The following is a 14,506-nucleotide window of genomic DNA, read 5'->3' as shown; positions in this document are numbered from 1 at the left end:
AAGAAATTATCCGCCAAGGAGGCACCGCATGACCTCTGCGCCAGTTGCACCCGAACAGCCGCTGAACGAGACCCTGCAGGACGTGGACACCTGGTGGCGCGCCGCCAACTACCTCTCCGTGGGACAGATTTACCTGCGCGACAACCCGCTGCTGCGCCGCCCGCTGGAAAAGAAGGACGTCAAGGCCCGGCTGCTGGGGCACTGGGGCACCACGCCCGGACTGAACTTTTTCTACGCGCACCTGAACCGACTGATCCGTGAACAGCAGCGCGAGGTCCTGTTCATCACCGGCCCCGGCCACGGCGGCCCCGCCAACGTCGCCAACGCCTGGCTGGAGGGCACCTACTCCGAGATCTACAGCCACGTCGGCGAGGACGAGGACGGCCTGCGCACCCTGTTCCGGCAGTTCTCCTATCCCGGCGGCGTGCCCAGCCATGCGGCGCCGGAAACCCCCGGCTCCATCCACGAGGGCGGCGAGCTGGGCTATTCGCTGGCGCATGCGTACGGCGCGGTGTTCGACAACCCGGACCTGATTGCCGCCACCGTGATCGGCGACGGCGAGGCGGAAACCGGCCCGCTCGCCGCCAGCTGGCACTCCAACAGCTTCCTTGATCCGGCAGTGGACGGCGCCGTGCTGCCGATCCTGCACCTGAACGGCTACAAGATTGCCAACCCAACCATCCTGTCCCGGATGCCCGAGGAGCAGCTGGTGAAGCTGATGGAAGGCTACGGCTACCACCCGTACCTTGTCACGGTGGAGGATCCGGCGTCGACGGCGCAGGCGCATGCCGACTTCGCCGCGGCGCTGGAAGCCTGCCTGGCCGAAATTGACGCCATCCAGGCCCCCTACCGCACCGGCGAACGCACCGCCGTCCCCGCCGACGCCCCGGACGCTGCCGGGCAGACTGACCATGCACCGCGCTGGCCGATGATCGTATTCCGCTCACCCAAGGGCTGGACCGGCCCGGCGGTGGTGGACGGCAAACAGGTCGAGGGCACCTGGCGGGCCCACCAGGTGCCGCTGTCCGAAATCTCCGAGAACCCCGAACACCTCGCGCAGCTGGAGCAGTGGCTGGCCTCCTACCGGCCGGAAGAACTGTTCGACGACGCCGGCCGGCTGCGGCCGGAAATCGCAGCCCTGGCGCCGGCCGGGGACCTGCGGATGAGCGCCACCCCGTATGCCAACGGCGGCCGGCTGCTGCGGGACCTGGCGCTGCCCGCCTACGCGGAGCACGCCGTGGACGTGGAGAAACCGGGGGAGCAGCGGGTTTCCCCGATGATCACCGCCGGGGCCTACCTGCGCGACGTGATCACGCGGAATCCCACGAATTTCCGCATCTTCGGGCCGGACGAGACGGCGTCCAACCGGCTGCAGGCCGTCTACGAAGTCACTGACAAGGCCTGGCAGCAGCGCATCGATGAGCTCGACGAGAACCTTGCCCGCAGCGGCCGGGTCGCCGAAGTCCTCAGCGAACACCTCTGCGAGGGCTGGCTGGAGGGCTACCTGCTGACCGGCCGGCACGGGGTCTTCAACTGCTATGAGGCGTTTGTCCACATTGTGGATTCCATGTTCAACCAGCACGCCAAGTGGCTGAAGGTCAGCCGCGGCCTGTCCTGGCGGCAGCCGGTGGCGTCGCTGAACTACCTGCTCTCCAGCCACGTCTGGCAGCAGGACCACAACGGGTTCTCGCATCAGGACCCCGGCTTCATCGACCACGTGGTGAACAAGAAGGCCGACGTGATCCGGGTCTACCTGCCGCCGGACGTCAACACCATGCTTGCCGTCACCGAGCACATCCTGGGCACCCGGGACCGGGTGAACGTGGTGGTTTCCGGCAAGCAGCCCACCCCGGCCTGGCTGAATCCGGAGGAGGCGCTGCTGCATGTGGAGCGCGGGATCGGCATCTGGGACTTCGCCGGCAGCGAAACCGCCGGTCCAGGGACAAAGCCGGATCCCGACGTCGTGCTGGCCTGCGCCGGCGACGTGCCCACCCTGGAAACGGTGGCAGCGGCAGCCCTCCTGAAGGAGCAGCTGCCGGAGCTGAACATCCGGGTGGTCAACGTGGTGGACCTGATGGTGCTGCAGGACCCCGGAGAGCACCCGCACGGGCTTTCCGACCGGGATTTCGACACCCTGTTCACCAAGGACAAGCCGGTCATTTTCGCCTACCACGGCTACCCCTGGCTGATCCACCGGCTGACCTACCGGCGGACCAACCACGCCAACCTGCACGTGCGCGGCTACAAGGAGGAGGGCACCACCACCACGCCGTTCGACATGGCCATGCTCAACCAGATCGACCGTTTCCAGTTGGCCATCGACGTGCTGGACCGGGTAGCGTCGCTGGGATCAACGCAGGCCGGTTTCCGGCAGTGGCTGCAGGACGAACGGGCACGCTGCCGGCAGTACACCCGGGACGAAGGGCAGGACCCGCCGTACATCACGGGCTGGGAACTGCAGGAAGCCCAGGAACAGACCGCCGACTGAGCCGGCGTGCAAAGGTACGTACGATCCATCCATCGAAGGAGAGTTCATTGACCACTGATCAGAGCAGTGTTGTTGTCTCACGAATCATCGACGCTTCAGCAGCAGACATTTTCAACCTCCTGTCCAACCCCGAGCGCCACCCCGAGCTGGACGGTTCCGGCATGGTGGTCTCGGACGAGAAGACCGACCGCATCACCGCCTCCGGGCAGGTCTTCACCATGAACATGCACAACGAGAAAATGGGCGACTACCAGACGGAAAACACCGTCACCGGGTACGACCACAACAAGCTCCTGGCCTGGCAGACGGCTCCGGCCGGCACCGAGCCCAAGGGCTGGCAGTGGGTCTGGGAACTCAACCCGATCGCGCCGGACTCCACCGAAGTCACGCTCACCTATGACTGGTCCCACGTCACCGACAAGGAAACGCTGAAGAAGGTGTCCTTCCCGATGGTGTCCAAGGACGACCTCGAAGAGTCGCTGAACAAGCTGGCCGCCGGAGTTTCCGGAGCCTAGCGCTTCTCGCATCGACTGAAGCACGACCTAAGCACGACGACGGCGGCCGGTACCTTCCCTCGGGGAGGTGCCGGCCGCCGTCGTTCTGCGTGCGTCAGCGGTGCGGCCAGGCCGCCAGGGCCCGCTCGATCTGCCGGCGCGTGGCCGCCGGCACCCGTTCCACGATGTCGAGAACGGGCTCCGCCGCGGAGCGGGAGGGACGCGAGGTGCGCGGCCACCGCCAGGTGCCGACGGCGACGCCGTCTACCAGGACCGCCGGCCGGAAAATCCCGTTGTTGCCCGGCACGAGCGCGGCCAGCATGGCCGGGCTCGCCACCAGGGACCGGTCAGCGTAGCCCAGGATCCATTCGTCGAAGCCCGGCACCAGCGTGACGCCGGACTTCCCGGGAATCTGCGGCTCTCCCATGATCCACGCCGGCCGGCCCTCCACCTGCACCTCGACCAGGTCCCCGGCCAGGGACGCCGCACGCCGCACCGTCCGCTTGGGCAGCTTGGTCCACCACGCCAGGTCCGCCTCCGTCACCGGCCCACGCGCCAGGACGAATCCGCGGACCAGCTCCGCCAGCGCGGCCTCGGGATCCTCGGGTGCCCGGGCATCCGAAAGGGCAAGGTACTGCTGGGTGCCGGACGGGTCGAAGGCACCCCAATGCACCAGCCCTTCCACCGACAGGTGCATCAGCAGGTGGTAGCCGCGTCCGTCGGCGGTGGAAATTCCGGCGGCTTCCCAGAGTTCCAGGGCTTCGGACCGCAGCAGGGGCTGCTCCTGGAGGGCAGTCCGCAGGGTTTCCCTGCCGCTGTCGAGCACCGCCTCATCGAGGCCAAGCTCCGCGCGGCGCCGGGCAGCCGTGGTGCGGATGCGTTCCGCGGTGAAGGCCAAAAGTGCCGCCAGATGCTCCGGCGTGGTGGCGAACAGCGTGCCGCGCATCGGCCAGCCGCGCACCAGCTCGCCGCGGTCAAAGGCGTCCCGGACTTCCTGCACGCCGGTTCCGGGCCGGGAGCGGATGGCGATCGCCTGCAGCACGGCGGGCAGGTCCTGGCCCTGCAGGGCGACGGCGCGGCGCACGACGTCGGCCGGTGCCAGGTCCGAGCCGCCGAGCAGCTGGGACTGCCGCCGCATCCGGCGTGCATCCCGCCCTGAAAGCTCGATGGCCACAGGGAAAAGCTACTACTGCGCTTCGCGGGCCCGGTAGAGCTGCATCTGCCGGTAGCGCCGGCCCAGCGACTCCCGGCGCGGCTTCACCGGGGCGTCCTCCGGCTCGGCGGTCAGGTCGATGTGCTTCTTGCCGTACCGCCACAGCAGCAGGTCATCGAGCAGCCGGTCCGGACCAGGGGAGTAACGGTGGTCCAGCGCCTGCCGGACCTCGGTGATGGCGTCGGCCTGCAGCAGCCCGGCCAGGTCCATGGTGGTTTTCAAACCGTGTGCGGCGAGCAGTTCCGCCGCCCAGCCCCAGTCATCCCCGGTCTTGCGGTTCACGTGCGGCAGCAGGGTCATCCAGATGTCGCGGATCCGGTTCGGCGTCAGCGGTGCACTGCCCTCGCCCTCCTCGTCCCAGAAGCCGGTGACTGTTTCATAGCGTTCGTGGAGCTCGGCGAAGGCGGTTTCCACGGTTTCCAGCATGGCGGCGGTGGCCGTGAACTGGCGGTCGAAGTAGGGGCTCCAGGCCCGCGGATCGCCGGCCTTGAAGCGGATGTCGTGCTCGATCTCGGACCAGGCGTGCGCCAGCACCGTGCGGATCTGCACTTCGAACTGATAGCTGCCGTTGGGCCGCTGCTCCGGGTCCAGCAGCCGGTGGTACTCCCGGACCGTCTCGTTCTGGATGGTGCGCAGGATCAGGTGCCGGCTGGAATAGCCGTAGGTGCCGGACTCGATGGAGCCGATGTCCTTTTCGCGGTCCCCGCGGCAGTCGAACTCGGCGCGCTGGCGCTTGATCAGGTTGGCTGCCTCGTCCACCTCGTGCGGCAGGGTCACGATGACGCGCAGGCCCACCAGGTCGATGAGGTTGCGCAGCGGGTCGGGGAACAGCAGGGTGGGGAGCTCCTCCGGATCCTCGGACGGGAGGGTCCGGGAGGCCTTGTCGCGGAAGGACTCAACGGTTTTGGTCCGGGACGCCACGAACAGCGGACGGACGGGGCTGTCGGTGAAAATGTGGCGGAGGCTCTCCTCCATTTCGCGCGTGAGCTTTTCCAAGGCCGGACGAACCCGGGCGTACTCGTCAATGCTCGCCTGGACCACCGGACGCAGCCGGTCATCAAGGCTGTCCCACGCGCCCATAAGAATATCTCCATTCGTTCACGAACCGGATGTGGCGCCTGCCGCCCGGCACTGCCGGACATTAGGCTCACTACCAGCTTAGGTTCACTGCGTACCAGATTAGGCCAGATGAAGGAGGGCAGCCGATGCCGCCGACCCCGCTGCGGATTCCCTACGGCCCCGGCCCCGAACAATACGCAGAACTTACGCTGCCGGCCCGCGCCGGCAACGGAAGCACGGTGGAGTTCGGCACGGTCGAGTCCGGCGCCTGCGGTGCCGAGGCCCATCCGGGGGTGGTGGTCATCATTCACGGCGGCTACTGGCGCTCCGGGTACACGGCCGAGTTGGGCCGGCCCGGTGCCCGTGACCTTGCCGATCGGGGGTTCACCTGTTGGAACCTGGAGTACCGGCGGGTCGGCAACGGCGGCGGCTGGCCGGAAACCGCCGACGACGTCGCCGCCGGCATCGACGCGCTTCAACCTGCGGCGCAGCACCACGGCTTGGACCTGTCCCGGGTTACCGTGCTGGGGCATTCCGCCGGCGGACAGCTGGCCGTCTGGGCAGCGGCCCGCAGCAGCGCAGCCGTGCCAGTCACCGCCGTCGTGCTCCAAGCCGGTCTCCTGAACCTGGCCCAGGCGCTGGCGCTGGAGCTGAGTGACGGTGCCGTGCGCGACTTCCTGGGCAATTCCCCGGAGGGCAGCGCGCAACGGTACCGCAGCGCCGATCCGCTGCAGCTGCTCCCCCTGCCCGTGCCCGCCGTCGCCCTGCACGGAGACAGTGATGCCGATGTTCCCCTGAGCTCCTCGACGGAGTTTGTGCAGGCCGCGGCCGCCTGCGGATCCCCGGCCGAGCTGCGGCTGGTTCCGGGGGACCACTTCGCCCTGATTACGCCGGGGACGCCCGCTTGGGCCGCCGTCGTCCAGGCCGTGACGGCAGCCGCGCACAAAGACGGGATCTTCGCCCCGGGAGGCGGTCTTCCGGCCCGGACGGACGCTCCGCTCGCGGAAGGAACCGGGTAAAGGAACCGGTGACGGTCCGGGGAACCGGGCAAAGGAGAGGCGAGGCGCGGGCTGCTCTGTTAGGTTGAGGTCGTGCTCACAGTAATCGGCGAAGCCCTCGTGGACGTGGTTCTCAGCGACACCGCTCCCAAACGCTTTCACCCCGGCGGCAGCCCGCTCAATGTTGCCGTGGGGGTGGCCCGGCTGGGCCGCCCGGTCCAGTTTGCGGGCCGCTACGGCACTGACGAGTACGGCCAGCTGATCGAAGCGCACCTGCGCGCCAACTCCGTCCTGACTCCCATGCCCGCGGACGAGCTGCCCACCAGTGTGGCCACGGCCGTTCTGGACCCCGCCGGCGGCGCCCGCTACACCTTTGACCTGGAGTGGCAGCTTCCCTCGCTGGCGGATGCGCTGCCGCGCCTGCTGGACGGGACCTCCGTACTGCACACCGGGTCCATCGCGGCGATGCTCCGGCCCGGTGCCGACGCCGTGCTGCAGGCGGTGGAACGCGCCCGCCCCGCCGCCACGATCAGCTACGATCCCAACTGCCGGCCCACCATCATCACCGACGTGTCCTACGCCCGGGAGCAGGCCGAGAAATTCGTCGCGCTGTCCGACGTCGTCAAGGCCTCCGACGAGGACCTCGCCTGGCTCTATCCGCAGGACTCGCCGCAGGACGCCGCCCGCCGCTGGTTGGGGATGGGGCCGGCGCTGGTAGCGGTGACCAGCGGTTCCAAGGGCGCCTGGGCCGTGACGGCCACGGGCGAAGCCCACGCCTCGGTTCCGCCGATGACCGTGGTGGACACCGTGGGGGCGGGGGACTCGTTCATGTCCGCTCTGCTGGTGTCCCTGATGGACCGGGAACTCGACGGCGGTGCCCGCCGCGCCGAGCTGGCGCGGATCGGGCCCGGTGACCTGGAAGCAGTGCTCGGGTTCGCCGCCCGCGCCGCCGCCGTCACCGTTTCCCGCGCCGGTGCGAACCCGCCGTACCGCAACGAACTCTGACCGCTTTCCAACACCACGCAGGAGAACACATGCAGTCCTACGATCCCTATGACGCCCTGCCGCAGGTACCGGCCTTCACGGTCACCAGCGACGATGTCTCGAACATGGAGCCGATGTCCGCCGCCCAGTACAGCGGGAAAATGGGCATTCCCGGCGGGCAGGACGCATCACCGCAGCTGAGCTGGAGCGGAGCCCCGGAGGGCACCCGGAGCTTCGCCGTGACCATGTTCGACCCCGACGCCCCCACGGGCAGCGGCTTCTGGCACTGGGCCGCATTCAACATTCCGGCAACGGCAACCTCCCTGCCCGGCAACGCGGCGAACCACGGTGACCTGCCGCCGGGCACCGTGCAACTGGCGAACGACGCCGGGTTCCGCGGCTTCGTGGGCGCGGCACCGCCCGCCGGCCACGGCCCGCACCGCTACATGGTGGTGGTCCACGCCGTCGACGTCGAATCACTGGAGGTGCCGGCGGATGCCAGCCCGGCCTCCCTGGGCTTCGCCCTGTTCACCCACACCCTGGCCCGCGCCCGGATCGTCGGCCTGGCGGAGGTCCCCGCCGCCTAGCCGGGCAGCGCCGCGCTGGCCCGGCGCCGCCGCCCCAGGGAGCGGCGCCGGGCCGGTTAGGCTGGAGGCCTGCGCAGGTGCGCAGATCAACCTGCGAGGGAACGAGGTGCCCGGTGCGTCTGGTGGCAAGTGACCTGGACGGGACCATCGTCGGTCCCGACAACCGGATCAGTGACCGGACCGTCCGTGCCTTCCGCGACTGCACGGAGGCCGGCATCGAGGTTGTGTTTGTCACCGGCAGGCCGCCGCGCTGGCTGAGCCCGCTGCAGGATTTCCTCGGGCACGCGGGAACCGTCATCTGCTCCAACGGCGCCATCACCTACGACCTGGGCACCGAACGGGTGCTGAAGGCGCAGGCCCTGTCCCTGCCGGCCATCTTCGCCGCCGCCGGCATTATCCGGGGCCTCTACCCGGGCGCCCGTTTCGCCGCCGAAACCGTTGGCGGCTTTCATCTGGGCCCCGGCTTCCTCGAATCGGAATCCCGGGACCTGCCCGGTGCCGTTGCCCCCGCGCCGCTGGAAGCAACCCTCACCGACACCGACACCGTGGTGAAGTTCCTGGCCCGGGTGGACGGCGCCGCGCCGGACGAAGTCCTGCAGCGTGTCCGCCCCGCGGTGGCGCATCTGGTGTCGACCACTCATTCCGCCCCCTCCATTGCGCTGCTGGAGATGTCGCTGCACGGCTTGGACAAGTCGGTGACGCTGGCCGACTACGCTGCGTCCCGGGACATCGACCCCGCTGATGTGGTGGCCTTTGGCGACATGCCCAACGACGTGCAGATGCTGCAGTGGGCCGGATGCGGCTACGCCATGGCGTCAGGCCACGCCGACGCCCTCGCTGCCGCGGACAAAGTGGCACCGGCGTTCGTCGACGACGGCGTCGCCCAGATCCTGGAGGGGCTGCTGCGCCGGTCGTGAGCCCGGTTCGGTAAGCCCGGTTCGCCGGAGCGGGGGTTCAGTTGCCAAGCAGCGGGGTCAGGCGCCCGCTGCGGCTTCGGATCGGGACATCCGCCGGGAGTGCAGCAGCCGGTGCGCGGTGATGACCACCGCCAGCCAGGCCAGTCCCAGCGTCCAGGCCACCAGCACATCGGTGAACCAGTGGTGGCCCAGGAACACGCGGCTCAGCCCCACGGCTATTGAGAAGCCGGCCGCCAGGAGCACGGTAAGCACCTTGGCGCCGCGGCTGTGCAGGTGCAGCACGATCAGATAGGCCACCACTCCGGCAATGACCACGGCGTTCAGCGAATGGCCGCTGGGAAACGACGCCGAATGCTCAAACGGCGGCACGGCTTCCGTCAGCGGCGGCCGGACACGGCCCACCAGGTCCTTGCCCGCCACCGTCATCAGCAGGGATCCGGCGGCAGCGGCAGCTATCAGCAGCACCGGGGTCCAGGACCGCCACTTCAGCGCCATGATCACCATGGCCGTGCCCGCCAGGATGGGCATGCCGACGGTGCCGGCCAGGTTGGTGAAGGCCGTCACCGCACTGTCGACTTCCGGGGAGCGCAGTGTCAGGGCCGCATCCAGGACCGGCTGGTCGAGTTGGGCCACGCCGTCGGCGTCACTCACCGACTCATAGACCTCGGCCGATCCCAGGGTCAGCAGGACCGCCGGGATCAGTCCCACCGCCAGGGTGATCAGCAGAGCGGCGTGGGGCGATGTCCAGAGGACCAGTCGTTGGAAAACCGCAGCGAGCCAGCCCGGAATCCCCGGCTTCGGCTTCGTCTGCTGCATCGGCTCCCGCGGCTCCGGCTCGGGCCGGGAGTCGTGCGGGCGGGGTTCGGAACTGTTGCGGGTCATGGAACCAGTATGCCCAACCGGTGGCCGAGCCAGTCCAGATTGTCCACCAGGCCCGCCTTCCAGACATGCCAGGAATGGGCGCCGGGCACCTCCTGAAGGGTGACGTCCATGCCGGCGGCACGGGCGGCGGCAGAGACCGACCGCCCCTGCGGGGCGTACACGGAATCGTCAGCGCCCACGACCACGATCCCGGCGGAATCCGGAAAGGACCGGTGCTGCAGCAGGTCCAGGGGATTTTGGGCGGTGAAGGCGGCGGTGTTCCCGCCGAAGTAGGTCTGCACCAGGGCGTCACGGCCCTGCGGAATGCTGGGCTCCGCTTCACCGGCAATGTCGATGAAGGTGGGGTAGGCGGCGGGAAAATTCGCCGCCAGCTGCAGGGCGCAGGTTCCGCCGTAGGAATAGCCGGCAACGGCCCACTGCGGCCCGCCCCGCAGCCCGGAGGCCAGATGCTGCTGCACCCAGGCCGGAAGATCCACGGCCAGGTAGGTGGCTGAGGAGCTGATCGTGGAATCCAGACAGAGCGGCCAGTTCTTGTTGTTGGCGTTCGATGCGTCAGGCATGATCACCACTGGGGCCAATCCGGAATGCGCTGCGGCGAAAGTGTCCATGGCCTCAAGCAGCTGTCCGCCGATCAGCCAGTCGGACGGGCCCCCGGGCTGGCCGTGGATCAGCACCAGCACGGGCAGATTCACGGCAGGAGGCGTCGCCAGATAGGCGGGAGGCAGGTAGATGAGCGCCGGATTGGCGGCATAGTCGGAAACCGTGCCCGGTATGTCGGCCGAATAGACCCTGCCGCCGGCGGGCATGTCCTCCGGCGGCACCCAGTTGGCCTCGGTGGTATCCGGACGCCCGGCGGCGGCGTCCGGACTGCGTTCGGGCAGGTCCGAGGTCTCCACCGCCGGCGGAAACAGCAGCGAACCGAGGGTCGGATACTGTCCGTAGGCTGCATTCGTGGCACCGGCGACCGCCGCCATGACCAGTGCTGCGGCAATGAGTGTCAGGAGCCGCACCCGGACGGCCCGGACGTCCCTCAGCCGCGCCGCCGCAAGGATTATCGCAAGTATGCCAGCACAGGCATATACATACAGCAGGCGCGGCAGTGAGGCGTTCCACCAATGAAAAACGGTCTCGGCCAGGACATACAGGATCAAAGTCAGCAGGGTCGCGAATGCAGCGGCCACCGGCACCACCACCAGCACCTGCCGGCGTCCGCCCCAAACCAGCCACAGCAGTGACAGCGCGCCCAGGACTCCTACCCCAACGGGAAACGCCCCGCTGATCAGCGACAGTGAGTTCACCGTGAGCTGTCCACAATGTGCCGCACGAGGGTGAGCCCCTGGGCCACGGAAAGCCGCGGCAGATAGGCCCGTGCGACGGCGTTCCCAATGGCGGGCAGGGAGGCCGGATCACGGTACGTCAGGTACAGGGGAACGTAACGGGGCTGGAACTTGGCCTTGAACGCCAGCAGGGAGCGGAAGCCGTAGACCGGTTCCAGGGTCGTTCCGAGCAGGTCCAGCACGGAATCCAGAAGGCTTGAGTCGCCCGCCGCCGGGTCCGCCCTCTCCGCCGCTCCGCTCGCAGTTCCGTTACCGGCTCCGTTCCCGTTCCGGGGCCCGGGCCGTGCGGCGCGGGCCAGCGGTGCTCCGGAGAGGCTCAGCAGTTCATACCCTTCCGCCTGCAGCAGGCTTGCGGCGGAGGCAATGAGGAAGTCCATGGCCGGCTTGAAGCCGGCGCCGCGCCGGCGCATGAAGTCCAGCGTCCAACCGATGACGCGGCCGTCCCGATAGATCGGCAGCCAGGAGGTCACCGCATGGACGGTGCCGTCGCCGTCGACGGCGATCAGGCACCGGACCTCGGAATCGTCCAGCTCGTCCAGCCCGCCCAGCGTGAAGCCCATTTCCGGCATCTGTTTGTCCGCCACCCACTCTTCGGAGATGGCGTGCAGCTGGTCCAGCACTGCCAGCGGTGCCGTCGGATAGCTGATCCAGCGCGCTTCGATGCCGGCCTTGCGGGCGTGGTTCAGTGCGGTCCGGAGGTCCTGGAACTTCTTGCCCCGAAATTCCAGGTTTCCCAGCGGCAGAATGGTTTCCTCGGCGACCTGCAGCCGGGAGAACCCCATGCCGGAGGTGATGCCTTCCACCTCCGAGGTCACCGAGTAGAAGCAGGCAGCTGTTCCGTTGGAAGTGCAGAAGGCCGAGAAATCCTCGATCGTCCGGCGCAGCTCCGGACGCGGTCCGACGGGCGGGCCAACGGTTAGTGCAACGCCGGGGGTGGACCGGAAGGCCACATACGAGTTTCCGCCGGGCGAGAACCAGTAGGTGTTCCCGGGCCACAGGGTCATCCAGGCCATGGTTCCGCCGCCGTGGGCCTTCAGCAGGGCCCGGGCCCGGACGATGTCTGCGGAGCCGCGGAGGTAGGGCGGCTCCAGGAAGGACCGCAGCAGCAGGACACACGTAAACACCCAGAACGCCAGCCCGACACCTTCATAGAGCAGGTCCGCCGGCACCGTGAGGGGCAGCGGTCCGGGAGCCGACGCCGGGAGTTCGAGTTCCAGGACGGGCAGGAACCGTTCGGGCAAACCGGTGAGAAGTGCCCGGGCGGTGGCCTGCGGAGTGAAGGAGTTCCGGAGTGCCAGTCCGCCCAGGACGTACGCGGCGCCGAGCAGTACCGCTGCCCCGGACACCCAGGCGGACAGCCGGCGGTACAGGCCCGGTGGCGCCGAGACAGTGAACAGGCGGCGGGTGACGCAGAGCAGGACGAAGACAGCCAGCGGCACCAGCACGGGCAGGATCAGCACCAGTGCGTTTTGCGCCGCTCCCAGCTCAATCCGGCCGGGGGTGTCTCCGCGGAGGTACCGGGCCGCGCGGACTGCGGCCAGCAGCGTCATCAGACCCTGCAGGAGAACGGCGCACCACCAGGCAAAACGGCGACCCCGCCGCAGCCCGTCGGCAAAAACAATCAGCAGGACCTGCGGCAGCGTGGCCAGGAAGAACCCCGCCGGCCCTGCGCGCAGTTGCAGCCGCGCCTCCGTGCAGTCAGCGCTTTGCGCCGGATCGCTGCACAGCGCGGCAAGGGCCTGCGGATCGACGAGCTCAATGTCGGTATTCAGGAACCGCAGGACCGCCAGCGGCCCCACCGCCTGGGAACTGAGCGCGGAAATGACCGGTCCCGCTGCGGAAGCCGCCACCACCAGCGCCACCAGGACGCGGGCTTCACGCCGGCTGGTGACGATCCGGTCCGGAAATGCCGGCCGGCGCCCAGCCAAAAGCGGCCCGGCCAGCGCCCCGGCGACCGCGGCTCCGAGCACCGTGATGCTGTGGAACGAGCCCCCGTACAGGGCCAGGAGCACCAGCAGCGTGAAGAGGCCCACGCGCAGGCGGCGGCGCCAGAGGGTGGAGAACCGGGCATTGGCCGCGGCGGCAACGCCGCAGACGAAGGCCACCGGGCCGACAAAGGACTCCGACTCCAGCGCCCGTGACCATTCGCCGGGCAAGGCATTGGCTGCGTGGGTGAACCCAATGGCCAGCAGTGCGCCGGCGAGCTGCGCCCAGACGGCAGCTGCGGCGAACCGTGCGGAGCCCATCAGGCGCTCGCACGGCAGGCCGACCAGCAGGATCAGAAGGGTGCCGGCAAGGTATCCGGGCAGGCCGGCGGCCCAAAGGCCCGAGAGCAGCAGTGCCGGCCAGTGTTCGGGAAGTGATTCCGCGGAGAGCACGACCCACGCGGCGAGGGGTGCATCGGGACCGGACACCAGGCTCGAGCTTGCAGCACCCGCCATCCAAAAGACCGCCAGGAAGGCCAGCGTTGCCGGAGCCCGCCGTGCCCGGCGGGCGGTCCCGCGCAGCCAATCCGCCAGCCCGCCGGGCAGCCCGGCCGCCGGTCCGTGCGGCGTCGGGCTTCTTCCGGCCGGTCCTTCTGCTCGGGAGTCTGTCGCCAAACCGGGTACCTCCGCACCGCATCGCCCCTCCCGCGCCGCAGCAGCGGCTCCGGGTGCTGCCAGTCTAGGACCGGGCCCGCGGGATGAGGATGTCCGGTGCCGGTGCCGGGGCTCCTGCGGATAAAGTACGCAGGTGAGATATCCCTACTTTGACTCTCCGCCGCCATTGGGGCTTGCCCATCGCGGGTTCTCCCGCGAAGGCCGCGAAAACACCCTGGTGGCGTTCCGCGCCGCCGCCGCGCTGGGCTTCGGCTATTTGGAGACGGACGTGCGCACCACGCGCGACGGCGTACTCCTGGCCTTCCACGACGCGTCGCTGGACCGGGTTGCCGGCGCCGGGGGACCCGTGGGCAGGCTCAGCCTGCGCGAGGTCCGGCGTGCCCGCGTGGGGGGAACCGAGGAAATCCCCACCTTCGAGGAGCTGCTGACGCAGTTGCCCGAAGCGCGCCTGAACGTGGACGTCAAGGACGCCGCAGGAGCTGCCGAACTGGCGCGGCTGCTGGACAAGCATGCCGCCCACGACCGGGTGCTGGTGACCTCGTTTTCGGACCGCCGGCGGCTCGCCTCCCTGCGCCGGCTGGCCCGGCCGGCCGCCAGCTCCGCCGGTGCACCGTTCACGGCCCTGACCGTGCTGCTCGCGCCGCTTGGCCTGGCGGGCGTGCTGGCCAAGCTGGGAAGGTACCAGTGCCTGCAGGTTCCGGAGCGGCAGGGCCCCCTGCGGATCGTCACTCGGCGGTTCGTGAGCCGGTGCCACCGGGCCGGCCTGCAGGTCCATGTCTGGACGGTCAACGACCCCGCCGACATGGAGCGGCTGCTGGACCTGGGGGTGGACGGCCTGGTGTCGGACCGGGCCGACCTGCTGGCCGACGTCCTGTCCCGCCGGGGGATCTGGCCGCAGCGCCGCTCGGAGCAGGCAAAACCCTGACCGGCCGGCCCAGAGCCGCCGG

General features: G+C 69.2%; 12 protein-coding genes. 7 read left to right on the top strand and 5 right to left on the bottom strand.

Features of this window, described 5'->3' with window-relative positions; translation table 11 throughout:
- Nucleotides 1–28 precede the first annotated feature (28 nt).
- Nucleotides 29–2,488 carry a phosphoketolase family protein gene (locus tag QNO00_RS09900; protein WP_284024409.1) on the top strand — a complete coding sequence of 820 codons (2,460 nt, stop codon included), beginning with the start codon at nucleotides 29–31 and terminating at the stop codon, nucleotides 2,486–2,488.
- A 47-nt stretch (nucleotides 2,489–2,535) separates the two neighbouring features.
- Nucleotides 2,536–3,003, top strand: coding sequence for an SRPBCC family protein (locus QNO00_RS09895; RefSeq protein ID WP_229966524.1), 468 nt, complete (start codon nucleotides 2,536–2,538; stop codon nucleotides 3,001–3,003).
- 94 nt (nucleotides 3,004–3,097) lie between these two features.
- Here the strand turns inward: QNO00_RS09895 and QNO00_RS09890 are convergent, their stop codons facing one another.
- Nucleotides 3,098–4,156, bottom strand: a complete 1,059-nt coding sequence (locus QNO00_RS09890) for a winged helix DNA-binding domain-containing protein (protein WP_284024408.1) — start codon at nucleotides 4,154–4,156, stop codon at nucleotides 3,098–3,100.
- A gap of 12 nt (nucleotides 4,157–4,168) precedes the next feature.
- Nucleotides 4,169–5,275, bottom strand: a complete 1,107-nt coding sequence (locus tag QNO00_RS09885; RefSeq protein WP_229966526.1) for a GTP pyrophosphokinase — start codon at nucleotides 5,273–5,275, stop codon at nucleotides 4,169–4,171.
- Between the two features lie 125 nt (nucleotides 5,276–5,400).
- Here QNO00_RS09885 and QNO00_RS09880 point away from each other — a divergent pair, with 125 nt between their 5' ends.
- From QNO00_RS09880 to QNO00_RS09865, 4 genes are all read left to right on the top strand, one after another.
- Nucleotides 5,401–6,273: an alpha/beta hydrolase gene (locus tag QNO00_RS09880; protein ID WP_284024407.1), complete on the top strand. Its 873-nt coding sequence runs from the start codon at nucleotides 5,401–5,403 to the stop codon at nucleotides 6,271–6,273.
- A gap of 72 nt (nucleotides 6,274–6,345) precedes the next feature.
- Entirely contained in the window at nucleotides 6,346–7,257 is a 912-nt protein-coding gene (locus QNO00_RS09875) for a carbohydrate kinase family protein (protein ID WP_284024406.1), read from the top strand.
- A 29-nt stretch (nucleotides 7,258–7,286) separates the two neighbouring features.
- Complete coding sequence (locus tag QNO00_RS09870) at nucleotides 7,287–7,823, top strand: YbhB/YbcL family Raf kinase inhibitor-like protein (RefSeq protein WP_229966529.1); 537 nt, start codon at nucleotides 7,287–7,289, stop codon at nucleotides 7,821–7,823.
- A 113-nt stretch (nucleotides 7,824–7,936) separates the two neighbouring features.
- Nucleotides 7,937–8,740: an HAD family hydrolase gene (locus tag QNO00_RS09865; protein WP_229966530.1), complete on the top strand. Its 804-nt coding sequence runs from the start codon at nucleotides 7,937–7,939 to the stop codon at nucleotides 8,738–8,740.
- A gap of 57 nt (nucleotides 8,741–8,797) precedes the next feature.
- Here QNO00_RS09865 and QNO00_RS09860 read toward each other — a convergent pair whose 3' ends face one another.
- From QNO00_RS09860 to QNO00_RS09850, 3 genes are read right to left on the bottom strand one after another with little or no spacing between them, the layout of a single operon-like run.
- Nucleotides 8,798–9,622 (bottom strand): phosphatase PAP2 family protein, encoded by an 825-nt coding sequence (locus QNO00_RS09860; RefSeq protein ID WP_284024405.1) that lies wholly within the window; start codon nucleotides 9,620–9,622, stop codon nucleotides 8,798–8,800.
- Nucleotides 9,619–10,920, bottom strand: a complete 1,302-nt coding sequence (locus tag QNO00_RS09855) for an alpha/beta hydrolase (RefSeq protein ID WP_284024404.1) — start codon at nucleotides 10,918–10,920, stop codon at nucleotides 9,619–9,621. The genes QNO00_RS09860 and QNO00_RS09855 overlap by 4 nt, the downstream gene beginning before the upstream one ends.
- The gene (locus tag QNO00_RS09850) at nucleotides 10,917–13,559 is read right to left on the bottom strand and encodes a bifunctional lysylphosphatidylglycerol flippase/synthetase MprF (protein ID WP_284024403.1); all 2,643 of its coding nucleotides are present in this window, start codon (nucleotides 13,557–13,559) and stop codon (nucleotides 10,917–10,919) included. The genes QNO00_RS09855 and QNO00_RS09850 overlap by 4 nt, the downstream gene beginning before the upstream one ends.
- 133 nt (nucleotides 13,560–13,692) lie before the next feature.
- Between QNO00_RS09850 and QNO00_RS09845 the strand changes: the two genes are divergently transcribed.
- Nucleotides 13,693–14,484, top strand: a complete 792-nt coding sequence (locus QNO00_RS09845; RefSeq protein ID WP_284024402.1) for a glycerophosphodiester phosphodiesterase family protein — start codon at nucleotides 13,693–13,695, stop codon at nucleotides 14,482–14,484.
- Nucleotides 14,485–14,506 lie beyond the last annotated feature (22 nt).

The sequence above is a fragment of the Arthrobacter sp. zg-Y1219 genome, assembly GCF_030125545.1.
In the GTDB taxonomy this organism is placed as follows: Bacteria; Actinomycetota; Actinomycetes; order Actinomycetales; family Micrococcaceae; genus Arthrobacter_B.
Note: the sequence above shows the minus strand (reverse complement) of the source record. Positions and strands in the feature narration are given on the sequence as shown.

What these genes read in the sequence shown, in the direction of transcription:
- QNO00_RS09900 (WP_284024409.1), top strand. Translation starts at nt 29, where the DNA reads ATGACCTCTGCGCCAGTTGCACCCGAACAGCCGCTGAACGAGACCCTG.
- QNO00_RS09885 (WP_229966526.1), bottom strand. Translation starts at nt 5,275, where the DNA reads ATGGGCGCGTGGGACAGCCTTGATGACCGGCTGCGTCCGGTGGTCCAG.
- QNO00_RS09880 (WP_284024407.1), top strand. Translation starts at nt 5,401, where the DNA reads ATGCCGCCGACCCCGCTGCGGATTCCCTACGGCCCCGGCCCCGAACAA.
- QNO00_RS09870 (WP_229966529.1), top strand. Translation starts at nt 7,287, where the DNA reads ATGCAGTCCTACGATCCCTATGACGCCCTGCCGCAGGTACCGGCCTTC.
- QNO00_RS09860 (WP_284024405.1), bottom strand. Translation starts at nt 9,622, where the DNA reads ATGACCCGCAACAGTTCCGAACCCCGCCCGCACGACTCCCGGCCCGAG.